Genomic DNA, 22151 nt, shown 5'->3' with positions numbered 1-22151 from the left:
GCACATTGCGCCAACCCGCTTGAGGAAGAAGTCCCAAGCGGGTTTTCGTGCTGATGCGCCGGTATCGCCGCCGTCGACCGGCCGGTTTTTCAACTTTTCAACGCAATTCAGGTGAGTGATGAGTCTCAAGGACCGGATCAACGACGAAATGAAAGCTGCCATGCGGGCGCGCGAGACCGAGCGTCTCGGTACGATTCGCCTGCTGCTCGCCGCGATCAAGCAGCGTGAAGTCGATGAGCGGGTCACGCTCGACGATGCCGGCATAACCGCCGTCGTCGACAAGATGATCAAGCAGCGCAAGGATTCGATCAGCCAGTTCGAGGCCGCCGGACGCACGGATCTCGCGGACAAGGAAAAGGCCGAGTTGGCCATTCTTTCCGCGTACATGCCCGAGCAGATGTCCGAAGCGGAAATCGTTGCCGAAGTGCAGGCGGCAGTCGCGCAAACCGGCGCCGCCGGCCCGCAGGACATGGGCAAGGTGATGGGCGTACTGAAGCCGAAGCTGGCCGGCCGGGCCGACATGACCGCGGTCTCGGCACAGGTCAAGGCTGCGCTCGCGAAGTAACTCTGTCGGTTTGTCCGGGTCGCGCGCGCCTCGCGAAGGCGACGCGCGGTGCCCGGTCGCGGTGTCGAGCCCGGACTCCGGGCTTGGATTTTGAAGCTTTCCAGGCAGCGTCATTTACTGTGATCCCACCGTCATTCCTGCAGGACCTGCTCAACCGCGTCGATATCGTCGACGTGGTCGGCCGGTATGTGCAGCTGAAAAAGGGCGGCGCGAACTTCATGGGGCTGTGCCCGTTTCACAACGAGAAGAGCCCCTCGTTTACGGTTAGTCCGACTAAGCAGTTTTATCACTGCTTCGGCTGCGGTGCGCATGGCACGGCCATCGGTTTCCTGATGGAACACGTGGGCGCGTCGTTTCCCGAAGCGGTCAACGAGCTCGCGCAATCGGTGGGTCTTACCGTGCCGAACGAGCCTTCGCCCGGATATGGCGGTGGTGGCGGGGCTGGCGGCTACGCGCCGGCGGCATCGAAGGCCGTCACCACGGCGCTGTCCGATCTCATGCAGACCGCCTGCGACTACTACCGTAAGCAGCTGCGCGGTGCGCCGGGCGCGATCCAGTATCTGAAGAAGCGCGGCCTGACCGGCGAAATCGCGGCCCGCTTCGGTCTCGGCTATGCGCCCGAAGGCTGGCAAAACCTCGAGGCGGCATTCCCGAATTATCGCGACGACGCACTGGTCGAAGCGGGTCTCGTGATCGTCAGTGAAAAGGCCGACGCGCAGGGTCAGAACCGCCGCTACGACCGCTTCCGCGAACGGATCATGTTCCCGATCCGCAACGTCAAAGGGCAGGTGATCGGCTTCGGCGGCCGCGTGCTCGACGGCGGCGAGCCAAAGTATTTGAATTCGCCCGAAACGCCGCTATTTAACAAGGGCAGCGAGCTGTACGGGCTGTTCGAGGCGCGTCTTGCGATTCGAGAGCAGCATTACGTGCTGGTCGTCGAAGGCTATATGGACGTGGTTGCGCTGGCCCAATTGGGCTTCCAGAACGCGGTCGCGACTCTCGGAACCGCTTGCACGCCGATTCATGTGCAGAAACTGATGCGCCAGACCGACACGGTCATCTTCAGTTTCGACGGCGACGCGGCCGGCCGGCGCGCGGCGCGCCGCGCGCTGGATGCGTGCCTGCCGCATGCCGCCGACAACCGGACGATCCGTTTCCTGTTTCTGCCGACCGAGCACGATCCCGACAGTTACGTGCGCGAGTTCGGCACCGAGGCTTTCGCCGAGCAGGTCGAACGGGCGATGCCGCTGTCGCAATTCATGCTCAACGAGGTGCTGACCGGCAAGGAGCTCGATCAGCCCGAAGGCCGGGCCCGCGCGCTGTTCGACGCGAAACCGCTGCTGCAGGCACTGCCGGCCAATGCGCTGCGCGCACAGATCATGCATATGTTCGCGGACCGGCTCGACGTGCCGTTCAGCGAAGTCGCGGCGCTGTGCGAGGTCGACGCGCGGATCGCGGCCGCGGCGCGCGAGGCTCCGGCACGCAAAGACCGGCGCAGCGTCACCGGCATCGAGGAAAAGACGCTGCGCAATCTGGTGATGTATCCGCGCACGGTCGCCATGCTCGACGAGGAGGCCGAAGAGGCGCTGCTCACCGTGACCCGGCACGGCGAATTGTTCGCCGAAGTGACGACGCACGCGCGCGCCCTCGGCGATTCGGCGGCGTTCCAGTTGTTGTCCGATCTCTTGCGAAATGGCGCGAACGCCCCAACTTTCGAGGAAATCTTTCGCAAAATTCTAGACTATGATGAAAACGTCCGGGATTTGCTGCTGAAAGACCCGCAGGACGCGGCCGTCATCGAGGAACGGCGCGAGCAGGAACGAATTGTCGGCGAGGAGCTGAAGGCCGCGATTTTGAAGATGCGATACGACGCTTATTGCGATCGTCTCGAGCAGCTTTCGCGACAGTCCCGGCATACGCCGGAAGAATTTGCCGAGTTTTCGGAGCTCAACCGGAAGCGGGCCGACATGAAGCGTCAACTCGGCCTGTAGCGGAGGGGCCAAAACCTCGGGTGGTATAATCAAAAGTTTCTAGCGGTTTGTTTTTTCAAGGGTTTTCCTTCCTAGCAAAGGCGAAAGGCGATGCGATGGCAAAGACGACAGGCGGAAATCAGGCAACAGGCTCACGCGCCAAAGAGCGCACCGGAAAAGTTACCGAAGCCAAGCTGACTGCATCCGCCAGAAGAACGTCTGCCGTTAGTGTTGCACCGGCTGCCGGGAAGAAGTCGTCGACCACTGCGGCCGCGCAGGCCGCACCGGTTCGGGCGGCGAAAGCTGTAGCACCGCCGGCTGTCAAGCGGGCGGGTATCAGAAGCGCCAGGGAAGCGGCTGCCGTTGAGGACGATTCGGCAGCGCGCGTGACTTCAGTATCCACGGTTCATCCGGCTGTTGTCCAACAGCCGGGGGTCGAGACTACAGCCGGTACGGCGAACTCCATGACGAAAAAGCTGAATGAAGTACCCGTCGATGACGATGCAACCCAGACCGAAGAAACCGCTGCCGCCGCGCCGGGCAAGGTGGAAAAGGTCAAGGCTCGCGACCGTCGTGCCAAGGAAAAAGCGCTGCTGAAGGATGCGTTCGCGTCGTCTCAGCCGGGCACGGTGGAGGAACTCGAAGAGCGTCGCTCGAAGTTGCGCGCGCTGATCAAGCTCGGCAAGGAACGCGGCTTCCTCACGTACGCTGAAATCAACGATCACCTGCCGGACAACTTCACCGAGACCGAGGCGATCGAAGGCATCATCAGCACGTTCAACGACATGGGCGTCGCGGTCTACGAACAGGCCCCAGACGCCGAGACGCTGCTGCTCAACGACAACGCGCCCGCGGCTTCGTCAGACGATGAAGTCGAAGAGGAAGCCGAAGTCGCACTGTCCACCGTCGATTCCGAATTTGGCCGCACCACCGATCCCGTGCGTATGTACATGCGCGAAATGGGCACGGTCGAGCTGCTCACGCGCGAAGGCGAAATCGAAATCGCCAAGCGCATCGAAGACGGCTTGAAGCACATGGTGATGGCCATCTCCGCGTGCCCGACCACGATCGCCGACATCCTCGCGATGGCCGAGCGCGTCGCCAACGACGAGATTCGCATCGACGAACTCGTCGACGGTCTGATCGACGCCGACGCGGAAGACGCCGACGGCTTCTCCGCGCAGGAAGCGGAGGCGATCGAGAACGAAGACGAGGAAGCCGAGGAAGAGGACGAAGAGGACGAGGAAGAAGACGATGGCGCGGCGCAAGCCACCGCCAACGCGGCGCAGCTCGAAGCGCTACGGCGCGCGTCGCTCGAAAAATTCGCATCGATCAGCGAATGGTTCGACAAGATGCGTCGCGCGTTCGAGAAGGAAGGTTACAAGTCCAAGTCCTACCTGAAGGCGCAGGAAACCATCCAGAACGAGCTGATGACGATCCGCTTCACCGCGCGCACCGTCGAGCGTCTGTGCGACACCTTGCGTGCGCAGGTGGATGAAGTGCGCCAGGTCGAGCGTCAGATCCTGCATACGGTCGTCGACAAGTGCGGCATGCCGCGCGCGGAATTCATCGCGCGTTTCCCGGGCAGCGAGACGGACCTCGAATGGGCCGACAAGATCGTCGCCGAGGGGCATGCGTATAGCGCGATCCTCACGCGCAACATTCCGGCGATCCGCGAACAGCAGCAACGTCTGCTCGATCTGCAGGCGCGCGTGGTGCTGCCGCTGAAGGACCTGAAGGAAACCAACCGTCAGATGGCGGCCGGCGAACTGAAGGCGCGCCAGGCAAAGCGCGAGATGACCGAGGCGAACCTGCGTCTCGTGATCTCGATTGCGAAGAAGTACACGAACCGCGGTCTGCAGTTCCTCGACCTGATTCAGGAAGGCAACATCGGTCTGATGAAGGCGGTGGACAAGTTCGAATACCGTCGCGGCTACAAGTTCTCCACGTATGCGACGTGGTGGATTCGCCAGGCCATTACGCGTTCGATCGCCGACCAGGCGCGCACGATCCGGATTCCGGTGCACATGATCGAAACGATCAACAAGATGAACCGCATCTCGCGTCAGATCCTGCAGGAAACCGGTCTCGAGCCGGATCCGGCAACCCTGGCCGAGAAGATGGAAATGCCGGAAGACAAGATCCGCAAGATCATGAAGATCGCGAAGGAGCCGATCTCGATGGAAACGCCGATCGGCGACGACGACGATTCCCATCTGGGCGACTTCATCGAAGACACGAACACGGTCGCCCCGGCGGATGCGGCGTTGCATGCGAGCATGCGCGACGTCGTGAAGGACGTGCTCGACTCGCTGACGCCGCGCGAAGCGAAGGTGTTGCGCATGCGATTCGGTATCGAGATGAGCACCGATCACACGCTCGAAGAAGTCGGCAAGCAGTTCGACGTGACGCGCGAGCGGATTCGTCAGATCGAGGCGAAGGCGCTGCGCAAGCTGCGTCATCCGAGCCGTTCGGACAAGCTGAAGTCGTTCCTCGAGGGGAATTGACCGCGGCGGCCGCGGCTGGCCGCAAATGATGCGATCAAAGGGGCCTCCCGGTCGTTTCGCAGAAGCGAAGCGGTTGCGGAGGCCCCTTTTTCGTGTAGTATGTCGGCCAATCGACGAAACGGGCCCGGCCTTCACGACCGGGTCTTTTTTCTTGGGCTGGACGCCGTGTTGGTTGCAGGCAGTGGACTCATAATCCACCTCCGAAAGGACATCGTGGGTTCGAACCCCACCCGGCCCACCAAAGTATCGAAGAAAGGGTTCCGAATTCCGGAACCCTTTTTGTTTTTTGGGCGACCGCAAGCTGCCTCAACTGGGCGGCCCAGCGCACAGAATGGGCGCCCTCGCGCCAGTACTCTCGTTTCAAGTCGGGACGGAATCTTTTCGCCACAGCGGCATGTCGTTTGCTGTAGGTCGGCTTCCACACCCCATCTAATAACGAGAACTATCATGCGAACCGACCACACCGCTGCTGAGCTAGCCCAGCCACAACCCCTGCCAGGCGCGTCGCTCGACGATGCCAACGAAGCCCTGCCGCAGCCTCCGGTGCGAGCGCTGACGCGGATCGCATTCTGCTTCGCATGGCTATTCGGGCTGGAGCCGTTCCTCGCGGCATCGTCCGATGATGCGGCGGACTCGCGCCTGGGGCGTCACTGAGCCGTCGGGCGTTGCAAATTCCGTTTCGCGTCGGCGTAACTTCTTCAGCGGCGTCGCGGGGGCGATCTGCGACTCGAGGCGCTGGCACGTTCGGGTGGCTGGAAGCGGCGCTCGCCTCGCCGTTCGTCAAGGGCCGCCAGCGAGCCCAGGAATAGCCGTTACGCCTCGAGGGCGGGGAGACCTTTCCACCCCCGCCTGGAGGCCGTCATGCAAACCGACCCAACCACCAATCCCGCAGCGCCTCCTCATGAGCCGCTCGACGAACCCGACGGCGAGCCGCGCCCGTTACCGATGCCGACCCGCTTGCGCCGGATTTCTCACCCGAAGACGAGGGGGCGCTCAAGCGCGTCCCACGAAACTCATAAGGAGCGATCACGCGTAATCAGGGAAACTCCGTGGGAACCCGGGCGCAGCCTCGCCATTAATTGACTTGGGAAGCTTTGTTGATACATGCCGCCCGCTTTCGGCACGGGACTTGTCACGCGGCGGTCGGCGCCGCAATTCATCTCCGGGCAACGTCTGCGCTAAAGGCTTCTTCGAGCCGCGTGCGCATCTAATAAAGAAGTGAGCGAGGTGCTCGATAAATCGAGAACTCAGAAGATCGCCGCAATGGCGGTATCTCAATAGCGAATGCTGATTCGGAACGGAAGGCTAGGACCATTGTGCTGCCTGGTGGCGGCAGCGATCGCTTGCGTCGGCCAATAGAGATTAGGCGAATAAACCGTCTTAATCACTCGACAAGCTAATCGCGTCACGGGAAATGATTAATTGCCGGACGCGCGAGAAAAGACTGCATTAACTCAATTAAGTTCCGGCGATCGAAAAATAAATTTCAAGCGACGCGCAAAACCATCACTTCAACCGTTCGATTACAAAAAATATCGACAGTCTTTTCGTCAATTTGCTCCGACCCGATTACGTCAGGCGTATTAAATCACTGTTGCAAACGCACAACTTTGAATATTGACACGTTGCAAATTCGTTTTGGATGGAGATGGTGATCCGGCACTTGGATCTTGCAATAAACGTTGTAAAAACAAGAAGTTATACCCATCGGCTCCAGCATTGTTGCGAATTTCGAAAAATCCTGTTGCGTGAATTGTCGGCGCCGCTACCAGGGTGTCCCCCTACACTCACGCTTCGCTTCAAGGGTGCCCGGTCGATCCCAACGGTTCGGCCACGCGGGCGGTGGCAGATGCGATGCATCGGCTGCTGAGGCAGGTCCTGCTCCCCGTCTAAATTTTTCGAATTGGAGTTCCCATGAAAAAGAGTCTCATCGTCGTTGCGGCTGCCGCATCGTTCGCTTCGGTTGCTCACGCACAAAGCAGCGTGACCCTGTACGGTCTGCTCGACGCAGGTCTGACGTACACCAGCAACGTTGCAGGCAGCTCCAAGTGGGCAGCAGGTAGCGGCGGCATCAACCAGAGCATGTTCGGCCTGCGTGGCTCGGAAGATCTGGGCAACGGTCTGAAGGCAATTTTCACGTTGGAAAGCGGCTTCAACATCAACAACGGCAAGTTCGCTAACAACAACGGCATGTTCAACCGTCAGGCGTTCGTCGGTCTGTCGAGCTCGCAATTCGGTACGGTCACGCTGGGTCGCCAGTACGACGCATCGCAGGACTACCTCGCGCCGCTGACCGCAACGGGCAGCTGGGGCGGCACGTACTTCGCGCACCCGTTCAACAACGACAACCTGAACACCAACGGTGGTCTGTCGGTCAACAACTCGGTCAAGTACTCGAGCGCTAACTACGCTGGCTTCACGTTCGGCGGCACGTACGGCTTCTCGAACCAGGCTGGCGGCTTCGCAAACAACCGTCAGTACAGCTTGGGCGCCGCGTACCAGTGGCAAGGCCTGCACCTCGGTGCTGCCTACGTTCAGCAAAACAACCCGGCTGCTAACACGAGCGGCGCGTCGGACGGCGTTCTGGCGAACACCTCGGGCGTTCTGACCGGCAACTTCCGTCAGCGTCAGTTCGGCGCAGGCGCTTCGTACGGCTTCGGCCCGGCGCTGGTCGGCGTGGCCTGGACGCAATCGCGCGTCGACAATCTGGTTGGTGCAGCAGCTGGTCAGCGTCAAGGCCATACCAACAACTATGAAATCAACGGCAAGTACAACGTGACCCCGGCGATGGCTCTCGGCATCGCGTACACGTTCACCGACGCAAGCGGCTACGGCATCAACGCCGACGGTAACGACATGAAGACCCGTTACCACCAGATCGGCCTGCAGGCTGACTACTCGCTGTCGCGTCGCACCGACGTCTACGCTCAGGCTGTGTACCAGCACGCAATGGGCGACGGCGGCGTGGCTTCGATCTACAGCGGCGACAACACGGTTCCGACCTCGTCGTCGAAGAACCAGACGGCTGCTACGGTCGGTCTGCGTCACCGCTTCTAAGCTTCAGCAGAAGCTGCCTGTAGTACGAAAAGGTGCCGTTCGCGGCACCTTTTTTTATGCGCGCGGCAGACCGGTAAGCCGGTTTCCGTACGCGAGGCGAAGAAAACGGGCGTCCCTTGGGATGCCCGTTTTGCCATGACGATGTGGAACGATCCAGAAAATCGCCCGCAGACCGAGCGCAACGCCGGTCTGGTTGTCGCGGCCCGGCAGTTCGACCGAGGCCGCGCCCGACATCTAGTCGAAATCGACGGTGTCGTACATCTCGGTGCGCTTCGACCGCGCGTACTCGGCCAGTGCGACGAACGTGCAGCGATCGCCGCTGCCGAGCTGGCCGGAGCCTATCGCCGCGTGGACATGGCGGCGCCCGTCAGCGTCAACGCACGCGTGGCCTGTCACCCATATGACAAAAGTTGACTTTCTCCGAGCCGCGCTTCGAGTAGTCTCGAACGAGCCGACGTATTGACACTACTTTCGAAGCGACGCCAGCACGCGTTTCACGCGTGCCCTTTCACGTATGAATAGTCCATCTTCCAAATCCGTCGCGACGTGGCCAGTCGTTCAGGAACTGACCGACGAGCAATGGCAGCGGGTTGCGCCGCTGTTGCCTGAAACGCTGCACGACGACGGGCCGCGCAGGGGGCGTCCGCCAATCGATATTCGTCACGTTCTCGATAGCGTGATGTGGGTACTCCACACGCGCGCGCCGTGGAGCGCGATGCCCGGGCACTACGTGCCGTACCAGACCGCGCATCGCTACTATCTGCGCTGGAAAAAATCGGGCGTGATGACCGCAATCATGCTCTCGCTGTTCAAGACCGACGACGCTGTCGAAACGCGCGCAACGCGCAAGGGCGGCGTGCGCGCCGGATAGCGCGGGCCGGTGGCGCCGCTAGATCTGTTCTCGCCCGTACGCACCTAGCCGCTCGAGATCGAGCACCTCGATCTGGTTATACGACAGCCGCAAAATCCGCAGCTTCTCGAGGTTCTGCAGCGCCTGATTGATGCGCTGCCGCGACACCCCCGCAAGCAGGCCGACTTCTTCCTGCGAAATCGCCAGTGTGCGGCCCGTGTCCGGATACAGATCCGGGTTGAACAGCTGCGCGAGCGATTGCGCGACGCGCGCGTCCACGTCGAGCAGCCGGCTGTTCTGAATCGACGCGATGAATTCCCCCATGCGGTTGTTCAACTGCCGGATCACGAAGCCCGTGAACGGCAGGCTCGACTCGAGCAGCGCATGGAAGGTCGCGGACGGCACGAACATCACGAGCGACGGCTGGATTGCGGCCACGTCGTACTTGCGCAATTCGCGCTTGATCACGCTGCCTTCGCCGAACCAGCCGCCTGGAGGCACGCCCGACAGCGTGCAGCTGCGGCCCGACGCGTTGTAGATAGCGAGCTTGATGAGTCCCGAGTGCACGCCGATCCAATAGTCGGACGGTTGCTGGCGGCGCGCGATCCACGCGCCGCCTTCAAAGTGCTCGGCGTGCGCGCTGGCGAGCACCATCGCCTGATGATCGGCGGCGAGCGCGCGAAACCACGCGCACGTGACGAACAGCCGCGCGAGGTCGGCGGGCGCGACACGTTGGGGCGAGCGGGTGTCGGCGCGGTCAGAGAGCGGAGCGTCGGTCATCGGCGATAAGCGGCTTAAAGCGGTTCCGGCTGAGCCAGATCAAGGCGGGGCGCGAGCCGCGCCACTCTGTCATTTGAATGACAGACAGTTCATGACGACAATTGTTAGGCTAGGTCCTGATTCTTCCATCAGAACACGATCACAACAATCGGCGGCGCGGCTCGCGCCTCAGGAGACGAAGCAATGACACAGCACATGTTCGACGAAGGCCTCGGGCGGCGCGAGGCCAATTATGTCCCGTTGACGCCGATCGATTTCCTCGTGCGCGCAGCGCAAGTGTATGGCGAGCGGCTCGCGATCGTACACGGGGAGATTCGTCGTAACTGGCGCGAGACGTACGAGCGCGCGCGGCGGCTCGCTAGTGCGCTGCGCGAGGCCGGCATCGGCCGCGGCGACACGGTCGCCGCGTTGCTGCCGAACATCCCGCCGATGGTCGAGGCGCACTTCGGCGTACCAATGGCCGGCGCGGTGCTGAATACGCTGAACACGCGGCTCGACGTCCCGACGCTGCTGTTCATGCTGCGTCACGGTGAAGCGAAGGCGCTGATCGTCGATACCGAGTACGGCGAGTTCGCGCATCGCGCGGCGCTTGAATTTCCGGATCTGCGCGTGATCAGTGTGGCCGATGCGCAACCCGCCGACCCTGCGCAATTCGTTCGCGCGACGGACTACGAGCAGTTCCTGCAAACCGGCGACCCGTCCTTCGCGTGGACCCCACCCGCCGACGAATGGGATGCGATCGCGCTGAACTACACATCGGGCACGACCGGCGACCCGAAGGGCGTCGTCTACCATCACCGTGGCGCATATCTGAACGCGCTGAGCAACATTCTCGAATGGGACATGCCGAAGCACGCTATCTATCTGTGGACGCTGCCGATGTTTCACTGCAACGGCTGGTGCTTTCCATGGACCGTGGCGGCGCGCGCGGGCGTCAACGTCTGTCTGCGCAAGTTCGACGCGAAAACCGTGTTCGAGCTGATTCGCCGCGAGCGCATCACGCACTACTGCGGCGCGCCGATCGTGCAGAGTTCGCTCGCGAATGCGCCGGCCGAATGGCGCGAGGGCATCGCGCATCGCGTGTCGACGATGGTCGCGGGCGCCGCGCCGCCGCCCGCGGTGATCGCGAAGATGAAGCAGATCGGCTTCGATCTGACGCACGTGTACGGGCTCACCGAAACCTACGGGCCGGCGGCCGTCTGCGCGAAGCAGGAGGAATGGGACACACTCGATGATCAGATCAGCGCCGACCTGACTGCGCGCCAGGGCGTGCGTTATCACCTGCAGGCGGCGGTCGCGGTGCTCGATGCGGACACGCTCGCACCGGTGCCGGACGACGGCGAAACGATCGGCGAGATCATGTTCCGCGGCAATATCTGCATGAAGGGCTATCTGAAGAACGAGCGCGCGACCGACGCGGCTTTCAAGGGCGGCTGGTTCCATACCGGCGATCTCGGCGTGCGCACGGCTGATGGCTATATCCGCATCCGGGACCGCAGCAAGGACATCATCATTTCGGGCGGCGAGAACATTTCGAGCATCGAGGTCGAGGACACGCTGTACCGGCATCCGGCGGTGTCGGTGGCGGCGGTGGTCGCGATGGCCGATCCGAAATGGGGCGAGGTGCCGTGCGCATTCATCGAGCTGAAGGAAGGCGCGCAGGCGACCGAGGAAGAAATCATCGCGCACTGCCGGCTGTTTCTCGCCGGCTACAAGTTGCCGAAGGCAGTGCGCTTTGGCGAGTTGCCGAAGACGTCGACGGGGAAGATCCAGAAGTTCGAGTTGCGCGCGCGGATCAAGGCGGAGGGGAAAGGGTAACGCGCCGCGATTAGCGCTGTTTCAGCGTGGCGCGAGTGATGCGCATCGAGACACGACGGTGCGCACCGCTTCGCGTTGCCGTCAAATCCCCACCTTGTGCGCGTTCAGAATCAGCCGCAAGCCCAGCGCGGTCACCGCGCTCGCGGCGATGCGATCGATCCACGCCTTCCAGCGCAGATAGATTTCGCGCGGCCGTTGGCTCGAAAAGCACAGTGCGACGATCGTGTACCAGCCCGCTTCGATCGCGAAGATCGCCGGCGGCAGCGCGAAATAACACCACACCGGCGGATGCTGCGGCAGCAGCGCGGCGAAGATACTGCCGTAGTAGACGGCCGTTTTCGGATTGCTGAGTTGCGTGCTCAAGCCGATCCAGAACGACTTGCGCGGATTGCCTCCGCTGCCGGTTTGGGTTTCGCTGAACGCGAGCGGCTTCGCGGCGCCGCGCCAGATTTTCGACGCCAGATAGACCAGGTAGACGCCGCCGGCCACTTTCAGCCCGACGTAGAGCCATTCGACCGTCGCGAGCAGCGTGTACAGCCCGAGCAGCGCGATGCCGCTAAAAAACACGCCGCCGATACCCATGCCGAGCGCCGTCGCGAGACCGTCGCCGCGCGACAGGCCGATCGCGTTGCGCGCGACGATGACGAAGCTGGGCCCCGGACTCATCGCGCCCAACAGCAGCGCGGCGAGAATCGTGAGGATGGCGGTCGAGGCGGGCATGGTGGAGTCTCCTTGTGTCGGGCAGATGCCAGAAGTCCTGGCGAATACCGAGCCCGCATTGTCCGCCAATCGCGCGGCGGCCGCCACGGATACCGAAAAGTCGGAAGTCCCGCAATCAGTACAATTAGAAAAACTTCTTTGCTGCGACCAAAATGCATCGAATGCTAGAATGACTTTCCATACGCTGAAGTTCCCTCAGTCACAACGAGGCGACACATCAGGCGAAACACGGGCGCAATTCCAGCCACGTCGATTCTTCGAGTAGCCGATTCGCTTGATCTCAGCGCCTCAACTCAGGCGCTTTAATTCAGGGATTTGACAGGTATCGCATTGCAAATGCGGGTTTTCACGCATTTGCAAGGATCGCGTGAATTCGTCGAATTGCTTCCGTTCAAATTGAATTACGCAAGAGCCTCGCGTTGTCATGCGAGTTGCCAGTTTGTCTAATGCCAGCAAGAGCTGCGACACCATTACGTTATGAAAGACCGAGAATCACAACAACGCCTGTTCGAACGCGACGAGAACCTGCGCGAGCGCATGATCGCGTGGATCCGCCGGCGCATGGACGACCACAACATCACACTCGAAGCGCTGGCCGAATCGCTCGAAGCGGATGCGAACGCGGTGGCCGCGGTGCAGTATCGCGACGCGTTCGGTAACACGTGGGACGGCCGCGGCGATAAACCAACGTGGCTCGCGCGCGCGATTCACGCCGGACAAAGCATCGATCATTTCCGCTGCTGAGCGCGCGCAGGCGCGCCGCGAACCGCCCGTGCGAAAAAAAGCCCGCGCAAGGCGGGCTCGATCTTTACTGCTCGGCGTTTCGCGACGAATCGCCCATCACAGGTCGAAAAACACGGTTTCCTGATCGCCCTGCATGTGGATGTCGAAGCGATATACGTTGGCCGTGCCGGCAACGCGGCGCGCGATCAACGTGCCGCGGCGCTCGGCCGGAACCGACGCCAGCACGGCGTCCTGCTCGTTCGTCTGTGCTTCGTCCTCGAAATAGATGCGTGTGAACGTGTGCAGCAGCATGCCGCGCATCGTCAGGATCACCTCGATGTGCGGCGCTTCGTCGGGGTTCGCGCGGCCCGGCTTCACCGTCTCGACGATGAACCGCTTATGCGGATCCGTACCGGTGCCGACACGTGCAAAGCCGTGAAAGCCGGTCTTCAGGATTTCCTCGCGCGATTCCGGATAGTGGCCGTTCGAGTCCACTTGCGACATCTCGATCATCGCGTCGCCGACCACCTTGCCGTCGCCGTCGAACACCTGACCGACGATCGTGATGTGCTCGCCGGCCGCTTCCATGTCCGCCAGAACGTTCGTGAACAGGCTCTTGTAGTCGAAATCGTATTGCTGCGGGCAAAGACCGTAGGCGAAGTACGGACCAACGGTTTGCGAAGGCGTTTGCTGGAAGGTCGTCATGGCTTAGCGCTCCATCGGGGTTTCGTTCGGGCCGCGCAGCACGATGTCGAAATCGTAGCCGAGCGCGTAGGCCTCTTGCGTGGTGTCGAGCGAGAACTTCGAGATCATGCGCTCACGGGCATGCTCGGGCGTGCCTTGATAGATCGGGTCGAACGCGAGCAGCGGATCGCCGGGGAAGTACATCTGCGTGACGAGACGCGAGCCGAAATGGTTGCCGAACAGCGAGAAGTGAATGTGCTGCGGACGCCATGCGTTCGGATGGTTGCCCCACGGGTACGCGCCCGGCTTGATGGTCATGAAGCGATAGCGGCCATCGTTGTCGGTGATGCAGCGGCCCGCGCCGAGGAAGTTCGGGTCGAGCGGCGCGTCGTGCTGGTCGGCCTTGTGCACATAGCGGCCGGCGGCGTTCGCTTGCCACACTTCCACCAGCGTGTTGCGCACCGGGCGGCCGCCTTCGTCGAGCACGCGGCCCGTGACGATGATGCGCTCGCCGAGCGGTTCGCCGTTGCGCGCCGCGTTGCGGGTCAGGTCGTTGTCGAGCGGGTCGAGGTCGTCGGTGCCGTAGACCGGCACGCGCTGGTCGCGCAGCCGTTCCTTCAGCGGAATCAGCGGACGCGTCGGACCGCGTTTGACCGACGAACCGTACGGCGGATAGATATACGCGGGATGGGACGCGAAGTCTCGCGGGGCAAGAATTGAATCTTCCATGAAGTGTCTCCGTTGGAGGAATCGTGGGGGATGCGACGTTATGACTCGCACTTTATACAAAGCCTGCGGTTATGAAAAATGACCTTTTTGCCGGTTTCGTATAACCTTCCGTTATGCAACGCAGTCTCGCGGATAGCCGCGTCAAATTCCGTCATCTTCAGTGCTTTCTGGCCGTCGCGCAGTTCGGCAGCGTCCAGCGGGCGGCGGACAGTCTGTCCATCACGCAGCCGGCGGTGTCGAAGACGGTCGCCGAACTGGAGGCCATTCTCGGCGTGAAACTGTTCGAGCGCGGCCGTCACGGCGCGGTGCCGACGCGCGAGGGGCAGCTTTTCATGCCGCACGCGAGCGCCTGTGTGAGCGCGCTGCGTCAGGGCGTCGATCTGCTCGCGCGCGCCGAAGGCGCGGCCGCCGCGACGCTCGAAGTCGGCGTGCTGCCGACCGTCGCCGCGGTGCTGGTACCGCCCGTGCTGAGACAGTTCGCGACGCAGTGGCCGCGCGTGATCGTGCGCCTCGCGACCGGCGCGAACCCGGAATTGCTCGAACGCCTCAAAGCGGGCTCGATCGAATTTGCGATCGGCCGCCTCGCGGACCCGGAGCGGATGGTCGGCCTGAGCTTCGAGCAACTGTTTACAGAGCCGCTGATCGCGGTCGTGCGGGCCGGGCATCCACTCGCCGAAGGAACGGCGTTGCCGGCTACGTCGCTGGAAGAATTTCCGATCGTGCTGCCGCCGTTCGGCACGCTGATCCGCCAGTCGGCCGAGAGCCTGCTCGGCGCTTGGGGCGTGCCGCCGCTGTCGGCGTTCGTCGAGGTGTTGTCGGTATCGACCGGGCGCGCGCTGACGCTGGAGAACGGCGCGGTGTGGTTCGTGCCGCAAAGCGCGGTCGAATACGAGCTCGCGCACGGCATGCTGGTGCGCCTGCCGTTGCCGTTCGCGGGAACCGGCGAGCCGGTGGGGCTGATTCGCCGCTCGGATACGCAGCCGTCGGCGGTGGGGCGCGCGTTCATCGAGGCGGTGCGCGAGGTCGCGCGGAGCAGAATGGCTGCGGCGTCGGGCAAGGATGCGGGCAAAAGCATCGGTAAAATCGCCGGCAAAACGGCGCGCAAAGGCAGCCCGGGCGACGCGTCGCTCGAGTGATACGGCACCTTGCCGCACGCATGCCCGCGAGCACCGGCCGGCGTGCCGTTCGACGGATGAACCAACCAGTACAAAAGGACGGTTGCGAATGCCCCGCGACCCGGTGTAAAAACACGGTGCGAAAGCCGCTGCAGCCTCTTTTTTCCGCGGCACACCGCGTGCGCGCCACGAGCGGGCACGTACCACGCAGCCATCGCGAACGGCCGGAACGGATTGCGCCGAACCCCGGAAAGACCGACCACCGCATTGAAAGACCGTACAAGGAGATTGCCATGACCAGCGACTTGCCCACTCCAGAGGCCGCACAGCGCGCCGTGTTGGCGCCGGAGCACAATCCGCTCGGCACGGCCGGCCTCGAGTTCGTCGAGTTCGCCGCGCGCGATCCGCAGATGCTCGGTGAGACCTTCACGCACCTCGGCTTCAAGGCGATCGCGCGTCATATCAGCAAGAATGTGACGCTGTATCGCCAGGGGGAGATGAATTTCCTGATCAACGCCGAGCCCGATTCGTTCGCGTCGCGCTACGCGGAGGAATACGGGGTCGGCATCTGCGCGATCGGGATTCGCGTCGCCGACGCGCAGCGCGCGTTCGAACGCGCGGTGGAACTCGGCGCGTGGGAGTTCGAGGGCGAGCGCCTCGGTGCCGGCGAATTGCTGATTCCGGCGATTCAAGGCATCGGCGATTCCCATATCTATTTCGTTGATCGTTGGCGCGGGCGTGGCGGTCAGCGCGGCGGCCTCGGGGATATCTCGATCTTCGACATCGACTTCCGGCCCATCGAAATCGACACGGCCGAAGCCGATCTGAGTCACGCGGGCAGCGGCCTGGTCGCGGTCGATCATCTGACGCAAACCGTCGGCGAAGGTCGCATGCAGGAGTGGATCGACTTCTATCGCGACCTGCTGAATTTCCGCGAGATTCACGAGTTGCACGCGAACTGGCACGTGTCGGCGGAATCGCGTGTGATGGTGTCGCCGTGCGGCGCGATCCGCATACCGCTGTACGAGGAAGGCACGCGCCGGACCAACCTGATGCACGAGTATCTGCCCGATCATCCGGGCGAGGGCGTGCAGCACATCGCGCTTGCCACCGACGACATCTTTGCGTGCGTCGAGCGTCTGCTCGCGGACGGCGTCGAATTCGTCGAGCCGCCGCCGCGCTACTACGATCAGCTCGATGCACGTTTGCCGGGCCACGGGCTCGATGTCGAACGGCTGCGTCGCACGCACGTGCTGGTGGATGGCGAGATCGGCGCGAACGGCGCGCCGCTGCTGTTTTTCCAGACCTTCGTGCGTCGCCGGGCCGGCGAGATCTTCTTCGAGATCGTGCAACGCCAGGGGCATCACGGCTTCGGCGAAGGCAATCTGGCCGCATTGGCGCAGGCGCGCACCGGCAGCTAGGTTTTGCGCGCAGTCGCAGGTGTGATTGATTCGATCACGCAGGCGACTGGCGTTTCCTCACGCCCCCTCGGGCCGCTCCGCCAACTCCGGATAAATCGCGCCGTACGCGGCCGCCTCATGTAGCAGCCACTCGCGGAAACTCGCGAGCGGTTTGCCGTGGCTCAACTCGGTCGGATACACGAGGTAATAAGCGGCATCGGCGACGGCGGGTGCGTCGAACGGAATCACGAGACCGAACTGCTGCAACTGCGTGTCGACGAAAAAGCGCGGCACCAGCGCAATGCCGAGTCCGGCCGCGGCCGCGCTGATCAGCATCGTGTGCAGTTCGTAGCGCACGCCCTGCATCGTGCGGTTGTCGTCGACGCCGAGATTCGCGAACCAGCTCGCCCAGCCATCAGGGCGCGTCGTCGAATGCAGCAGCGGATAGTTGAGCAGTTCGGCGACGTTGCGGACCGGCCGCTTCAGCAGACTCGCCGCGCAGACCGGCACCACTTCCTCGCAGAACAGAAAATCGGCCGACGTACCCGGCCACGTCGGCTTGCCATAGTGAATCGCCGCTTCGAAATGCGTGTCGGCGAACGGGAACGTCGCGGTACGCACGCCCATGTTCACGCGCACATCCGGGTATTGATTGTTGAATGTGGCCATGCGCGGAATCAGCCATTGCGACGCAAAAGTCGGCAACACCGCGAGTTCCAGATAACCGCCGCCGCTGCCGTGCGCGATGATGGACAACGTGTCGCGATCGAGGTGTTCGAGCGAGCGTCGCACCTGCGCGCTGTAGACCTTGCCCGCGCGCGTCAGCACCACGCGTTGCTTGACGCGCACGAATAGCCGCACGCCGAGATTGCTTTCGAGCGTATTGATCTGTCGCGACACCGCGCTTTCGGTAAGGAACAGCTCGCGCGCCGCATGCGTGAAGCTTTCGTGCCGCGCGGCAGCTTCGAACGCGAGCAGCGCGCCCATGTTGGGAATCTTGAACTTTCGCACGTTAATTCCAAAAACGCATCAAGTGGCGATTTTATCTCGCTTTACGGGGGCGCAGCGGATTTTGAATAATCTCGCCCGTTATGAGGCGCTCGTGCGGGCGCTCAACTGATAGCGCGGAGAAGCCTGATGCTCAACCTGAAGAATGCGAACGTCGAACAACTGCTGCAGAAGTTGCTGGGCGCGGAGAAAACCGCGCGCCTGTTTGCGACGCTGAATCATCCGCATGTGTTGAACGAGTGGGAAGGCGGTAGCGTCACGCGTGCCGAACTCGCACAGGCGATGAACATGGCGCTGTTCGACGATCTGCTCGCGCGCTCGGCGAACGGCCGCCGCTATACGGAGGAAACCGTCTCCGCCGGCGGCAGCGTGTACTTCGATCATGGCGCGCTGCGCACCGTGCGCTGGCCGCACAGCGGCGCGTTGCCGCCCGGCGAGGCCGCGTTCGCGCGCATCCTGCGACCGCTTGGCTTTCGGATCAATGGCCGCTATCCGCTCGATCGTCTCGGCATGACCGGCCGCGCGTGGGCACATGAAGACGCACCCGACGAGATCGCGCAGTTCTTCGTCAGCGAACTGCATCCGGAGCGTTTTTCGGCGGCGTTCCAGCAGGCGGTGACGAACGTGATCGGTGCCTCGCGCGATCCGTTGACGCCGCGCGCCCATGGCCTCTTGTGGGAACTCGAACGAGATGGCGTGCTGCCGCTCGATGCGGCGCAGGAGTTGCTGCCGGTGATCGTCGATGCGTTCGCGCGTCAGCACGAGATGCCACGCGAAGCCGATTACGAAGTATTGTTGAAGGAATCGGCGGAAATGGCATGGATCGCGACCGAAGGCAACGCGTTCAATCACGCGACCGACCGCGTCGCGGATGTGTTCGAGCTGTCGGACGAACAGAAGGCGAAGGGTCGGCCGATGAAGCCGGAAGTCGAGCATTCGCGTTCCGGGCGCGTGTTCCAGACCGCGTATCGCGCGGATCTCGTGCAGCGTGAATTTCGCGCGGCCGACGGCAGCATCGTCACACGCGACGTGCCGGGCTCGTTCTACGAATTCATTACGCGCAAGCGCAGTTTCGATCAGGATGCGCGCCGCTGGGAAACGGACCTGCGTTTCGACGCGGGCAACGCCCAGGGCATCTTCCGGATGACCGCAAGCCAGGCGGCCTGAGCGGATTCGGGCGCGCGAGCGCCGGCATCGCAGACGAGGTACGCAGTGGGGACGTCATTGTCATTGGATGAAGAGCGGCGGGTTGGCGTGCAGCGGCGCGTAGTGGGCGAGCGCGGCGCTTCGAATGAACCGCGTGCCGCCACGCCTTTCGCGGCCAGCGCCGCGCTATTGCAGGCGCTCGAACGCGACCTGCGCCAGCATGTGCGCGGCGAAGTGCGATTCGATCAGGGTTCCAAAGCATTGTATGCATCGGATGCGTCTAACTATCGACAAGTCCCGCTTGGTGTGGTGGTGCCCGCCGATGTCGACGATCTGCTCGCGACGCTCGCGGCATGCCGTCGCAACGACGTGCCGTTTCTCCCGCGCGGCGGCGGCACGTCGCAGAACGGTCAGTGCGTGAACGTCGCGGTCGTGGCCGACGCGAGCAAGTATCTGAACCGCGTCGTCTCGATCGATCCGCTCGCGGGTGTTGCGATCGTCGAGCCGGGCGTCGTGTGCGACTCGTTGCGCGATGCCGCCGAACAGCACGGCCTCACGTTCGCGCCCGATCCCGCCACGCATAGTCGCTGCACGCTGGGCGGCATGATCGCGAACAACTCGTGCGGCGCGCATTCGGTAATGGCCGGCAAGACCGTCGAGAATATCGAGGCGCTCGAAATCGCGACCTTCGACGGCGCGCGTTTCTGGGTCGGCCCAACCTCCGAGGAAGAACTCGAACGCATCATCGCGGCGGGTGGTCGTCAAGGCGAAATCTACGCGGCGCTCAGGCAGCTGCGCGATACGTACGCGGAGCGGATTCGCGCGAAATTCCCGCAGATCAAGCGGCGCGTGTCGGGCTTCAATCTCGATCAACTGCTGCCCGAAAACGGCTTCAACGTCGCGCGTGCGCTGGTCGGCAGCGAAGGCACTTGCGCGGTTACGTTGCAGGCGAAAGTGCGTCTCGTGAAGAGTCCCGCGAGGCGCGTGATCGTCGTGGTCGGCTTCACCGACATCTATACGGCGGCGGACGCCGTGCCGCATTTCATGCGCTGCGGGCCGATCGCGGTCGAGGGACTTGACCGCGCGATCATTCGCGGCTTGCAGGCGCGCGGCCTGAAGAAGGATGAGATCGCACTGCTGCCCGAAGGCGATGCGTGGGTCGTGCTCGAATTCGGCGCGGACACGCAGGACGAAGTGCTGCAACAGGCACGCGATGCCGCCGCGTATTTCCGGTCGGGCGCGGCGGGGCCGGAAATCTCGACGATGCTCGTCGAAGATCGCGCCTTGCAGGCGAAGGTGTGGTCGATTCGCGAGACGGGTGCGTCGGCGGTCGCGCTATCGGTGGATCGCGACAAGCCCGATCCGGTAGTCGGCTGGGAAGATGCCGCGGTCGATCCGCTGCGGCTCGGCGACTATCTGCGCGCGTTTCAGGCGCTCGTCGATCGCTATGGCTACGAGACGAGCCTGTACGGCCATTTCGGCGACGGCTGTGTGCACGCGCGCATCACGTTCGATCTGCGCAGCGCGGAAGGTATCGCGACGTGGCGCGGGTTCTTGCGCGAAGCGGCGGAACTGGTGGTCGAATTCGGCGGCTCGCTGTCGGGCGAACACGGCGACGGCCAGGCGAAGGCCGAGTTTCTGCCGATCATGTACGGCCCCGAACTGATGCAGGCGATGGAGCAGTTCAAGACGATCTGGGATCCGGCGAATCGTTTGAATCCGGGCAAGGTCGTGCACGCATACCGCGCCGACGAAAACCTGCGCATGGGGCCCGCATACAAGCCGGTGACGCTGCACACGAAGCTCGCGTTCGCGAGTCAGGAGGGCGACGGCTTTCAGCGTGCGATCGAACGCTGTATCGGCATGGGCAAATGCCGCTCGCTCGACGGCGGCACGATGTGTCCGAGCTATCGCGGCACGCGCGAGGAAAAGTACTCGACGCGCGGGCGTGCGCATCTGTTCTGGGAAATGCTGCAAGGCGACGTGATCGCCGATGGCTGGAACAGCCGCGAAGTGAAAGAAGCGCTCGATACCTGCCTCGCGTGCAAGGGCTGCAAGTCCGATTGCCCGACGCATACGGACATGGCGTCGTATAAGGCGGAATTCCTGTCTCACTACTATGAGAACAATCGTCGGCCGCGTCAGGCGCTGTTCATGGGGCGGATCGGCGAATGGGCACCTTGGGCCGCGCGCTTTGCGCGCGTGACCAACTTTCTGACGACGGCACCTGGTTTGTCCGCGCTCGGCAAGTGGATGGCCGGTGTGGCGCGCACGCGTGCGTTGCCGCGATTCGCCGCTACGACTTACCGACAGAGCGCGTCGTCGCAAGCATCGGCAACACACACGCGCGGCGGCGGCGCGAAGAAGGTGATCCTGTGGGTCGACACGTTCAACGACCACTTCACGCCCGAGATCGCGCGGGCCGCCGCTGATGTGCTGACGCAACTCGGCTGGCACGTCGTGCTGCCGAAGAATCGCTTGTGTTGCGGGCGTCCGCTGTACGACTTCGGCCTGCTCGAACGCGCGCGTGAACTGCTCACGCATATCGTCGACGACCTCGCGGACGAGATCGCCGCCGGCGTGCCGCTGGTCGGTCTGGAGCCTGGCTGTCTATCGGTCTTCAAGGACGAGTTGCTGAAGCAACTCCCCGATCATGCGTTGGCGAAGAGACTGTCCGCGCAAACGTATCTGTTTGCCGATTTCGTCGCGCGTCAGCCGTTCGAGTGGCCGACGCTCGCGGCCGATGTGATCGTGCATGGCCATTGTCATCAGAAGGCGCTGTTCGGCATGCAGGGCGACACGGCGTTGCTGAACAAGCTCGGCGTGAAATGGAAGCTGCTCGATACCGGCTGTTGCGGCATGGCCGGATCGTTCGGCTTCAACGTCGAGCATCATGCGTTGTCGGAAAAGATCGGCGAGGACAAGCTATTTCCGGCTGTGCGCGATGCGATGGCGGCGAATGCGGAAACGATCGTGCTGACCAACGGCTTCAGTTGCCGCGAGCAGATCGAGCACGGCACGGGGCGACACGCACTGCATATCGCGCAACTCGCGCAACGGGCGCTGGCGGCGCGCTGAG

General features: G+C 62.9%; 17 protein-coding genes, 1 tRNA gene and 1 pseudogene. 13 read left to right on the top strand and 6 right to left on the bottom strand.

What is annotated here, in order from left to right; all coding sequences use genetic code 11:
- Nucleotides 1–118 precede the first annotated feature (118 nt).
- From L0U84_RS33780 to L0U84_RS33755, 6 genes are all read left to right on the top strand, one after another.
- The gene (locus L0U84_RS33780) at nucleotides 119–565 is read left to right on the top strand and encodes a GatB/YqeY domain-containing protein (RefSeq protein ID WP_129962535.1); all 447 of its coding nucleotides are present in this window, start codon (nucleotides 119–121) and stop codon (nucleotides 563–565) included.
- 119 nt (nucleotides 566–684) lie between these two features.
- Nucleotides 685–2556, top strand: coding sequence for a DNA primase (gene dnaG, locus L0U84_RS33775; RefSeq protein WP_233856937.1), 1872 nt, complete (start codon nucleotides 685–687; stop codon nucleotides 2554–2556).
- A 95-nt stretch (nucleotides 2557–2651) separates the two neighbouring features.
- A complete protein-coding gene (rpoD, locus tag L0U84_RS33770) occupies nucleotides 2652–5042 on the top strand; it encodes an RNA polymerase sigma factor RpoD (RefSeq protein WP_233856345.1) in 2391 nt (796 codons plus the stop codon).
- 153 nt (nucleotides 5043–5195) lie between these two features.
- Nucleotides 5196–5283 (top strand) — tRNA-Ile (locus L0U84_RS33765).
- 206 nt (nucleotides 5284–5489) lie between these two features.
- Nucleotides 5490–5696, top strand: coding sequence for a hypothetical protein (locus L0U84_RS33760; protein ID WP_233856344.1), 207 nt, complete (start codon nucleotides 5490–5492; stop codon nucleotides 5694–5696).
- A gap of 1260 nt (nucleotides 5697–6956) precedes the next feature.
- The gene (locus L0U84_RS33755) at nucleotides 6957–8099 is read left to right on the top strand and encodes a porin (RefSeq protein WP_233856343.1); all 1143 of its coding nucleotides are present in this window, start codon (nucleotides 6957–6959) and stop codon (nucleotides 8097–8099) included.
- A 156-nt stretch (nucleotides 8100–8255) separates the two neighbouring features.
- On the opposite strand, the pseudogene L0U84_RS33750 reads toward L0U84_RS33755, so the two are convergent.
- Nucleotides 8256–8491, bottom strand: a pseudogene (locus L0U84_RS33750) (porin); the annotation flags it as partial.
- 122 nt (nucleotides 8492–8613) lie between these two features.
- On the opposite strand from L0U84_RS33750, the gene L0U84_RS33745 reads away from it, so the two are divergent.
- On the top strand, nucleotides 8614–8970 hold the full coding sequence (locus tag L0U84_RS33745) for a transposase (RefSeq protein WP_233856342.1): 357 nt from the start codon (nucleotides 8614–8616) through the stop codon (nucleotides 8968–8970).
- Nucleotides 8971–8988: 18 nt separating this feature from the next.
- Here the strand turns inward: L0U84_RS33745 and L0U84_RS33740 are convergent, their stop codons facing one another.
- Nucleotides 8989–9729 (bottom strand): Crp/Fnr family transcriptional regulator, encoded by a 741-nt coding sequence (locus L0U84_RS33740; protein ID WP_233856341.1) that lies wholly within the window; start codon nucleotides 9727–9729, stop codon nucleotides 8989–8991.
- 183 nt (nucleotides 9730–9912) lie between these two features.
- Here L0U84_RS33740 and L0U84_RS33735 point away from each other — a divergent pair, with 183 nt between their 5' ends.
- Nucleotides 9913–11547 carry an acyl-CoA synthetase gene (locus tag L0U84_RS33735; protein WP_233856340.1) on the top strand — a complete coding sequence of 545 codons (1635 nt, stop codon included), beginning with the start codon at nucleotides 9913–9915 and terminating at the stop codon, nucleotides 11545–11547.
- A gap of 81 nt (nucleotides 11548–11628) precedes the next feature.
- On the opposite strand, the gene L0U84_RS33730 is transcribed toward L0U84_RS33735, so the two are convergent.
- Nucleotides 11629–12267: a LysE family translocator gene (locus tag L0U84_RS33730; protein ID WP_233856339.1), complete on the bottom strand. Its 639-nt coding sequence runs from the start codon at nucleotides 12265–12267 to the stop codon at nucleotides 11629–11631.
- Nucleotides 12268–12744: 477 nt separating this feature from the next.
- Here L0U84_RS33730 and L0U84_RS33725 point away from each other — a divergent pair, with 477 nt between their 5' ends.
- Nucleotides 12745–13011, top strand: a complete 267-nt coding sequence (locus tag L0U84_RS33725) for an H-NS histone family protein (RefSeq protein WP_233856338.1) — start codon at nucleotides 12745–12747, stop codon at nucleotides 13009–13011.
- 96 nt (nucleotides 13012–13107) lie between these two features.
- Here L0U84_RS33725 and pcaG read toward each other — a convergent pair whose 3' ends face one another.
- Nucleotides 13108–13695, bottom strand: coding sequence for a protocatechuate 3,4-dioxygenase subunit alpha (gene pcaG / locus L0U84_RS33720; protein ID WP_233856337.1), 588 nt, complete (start codon nucleotides 13693–13695; stop codon nucleotides 13108–13110).
- 3 nt (nucleotides 13696–13698) lie between these two features.
- Nucleotides 13699–14403, bottom strand: coding sequence for a protocatechuate 3,4-dioxygenase subunit beta (gene pcaH / locus L0U84_RS33715; protein ID WP_233856336.1), 705 nt, complete (start codon nucleotides 14401–14403; stop codon nucleotides 13699–13701).
- A gap of 113 nt (nucleotides 14404–14516) precedes the next feature.
- Here pcaH and pcaQ point away from each other — a divergent pair, with 113 nt between their 5' ends.
- Together pcaQ and L0U84_RS33705 are read left to right on the top strand one after the other, a co-directional pair.
- Nucleotides 14517–15539 carry a pca operon transcription factor PcaQ gene (gene pcaQ / locus L0U84_RS33710; RefSeq protein WP_233856335.1) on the top strand — a complete coding sequence of 341 codons (1023 nt, stop codon included), beginning with the start codon at nucleotides 14517–14519 and terminating at the stop codon, nucleotides 15537–15539.
- Between the two features lie 272 nt (nucleotides 15540–15811).
- Nucleotides 15812–16939: a 4-hydroxyphenylpyruvate dioxygenase family protein gene (locus L0U84_RS33705; protein WP_233856334.1), complete on the top strand. Its 1128-nt coding sequence runs from the start codon at nucleotides 15812–15814 to the stop codon at nucleotides 16937–16939.
- 57 nt (nucleotides 16940–16996) lie between these two features.
- Here L0U84_RS33705 and L0U84_RS33700 read toward each other — a convergent pair whose 3' ends face one another.
- A complete protein-coding gene (locus L0U84_RS33700) occupies nucleotides 16997–17929 on the bottom strand; it encodes a LysR substrate-binding domain-containing protein (protein WP_233856333.1) in 933 nt (310 codons plus the stop codon).
- Nucleotides 17930–18055: 126 nt separating this feature from the next.
- On the opposite strand from L0U84_RS33700, the gene L0U84_RS33695 reads away from it, so the two are divergent.
- Entirely contained in the window at nucleotides 18056–19093 is a 1038-nt protein-coding gene (locus L0U84_RS33695) for a DUF1338 domain-containing protein (protein WP_233856332.1), read from the top strand.
- Nucleotides 19094–19180: 87 nt separating this feature from the next.
- Nucleotides 19181–22150: an FAD-binding and (Fe-S)-binding domain-containing protein gene (locus L0U84_RS33690; RefSeq protein ID WP_442794093.1), complete on the top strand. Its 2970-nt coding sequence runs from the start codon at nucleotides 19181–19183 to the stop codon at nucleotides 22148–22150.
- The last annotated feature ends 1 nt before the right edge of the window (nucleotide 22151 follow it).

This window comes from Paraburkholderia sp. HD33-4 (assembly GCF_021390635.1).
Taxonomy (GTDB): Bacteria; Pseudomonadota; Gammaproteobacteria; order Burkholderiales; family Burkholderiaceae; genus Paraburkholderia.
The sequence above is the reverse complement of the archived record's forward strand: the minus strand, read 5'-3'. Positions and strand labels throughout refer to the sequence as shown.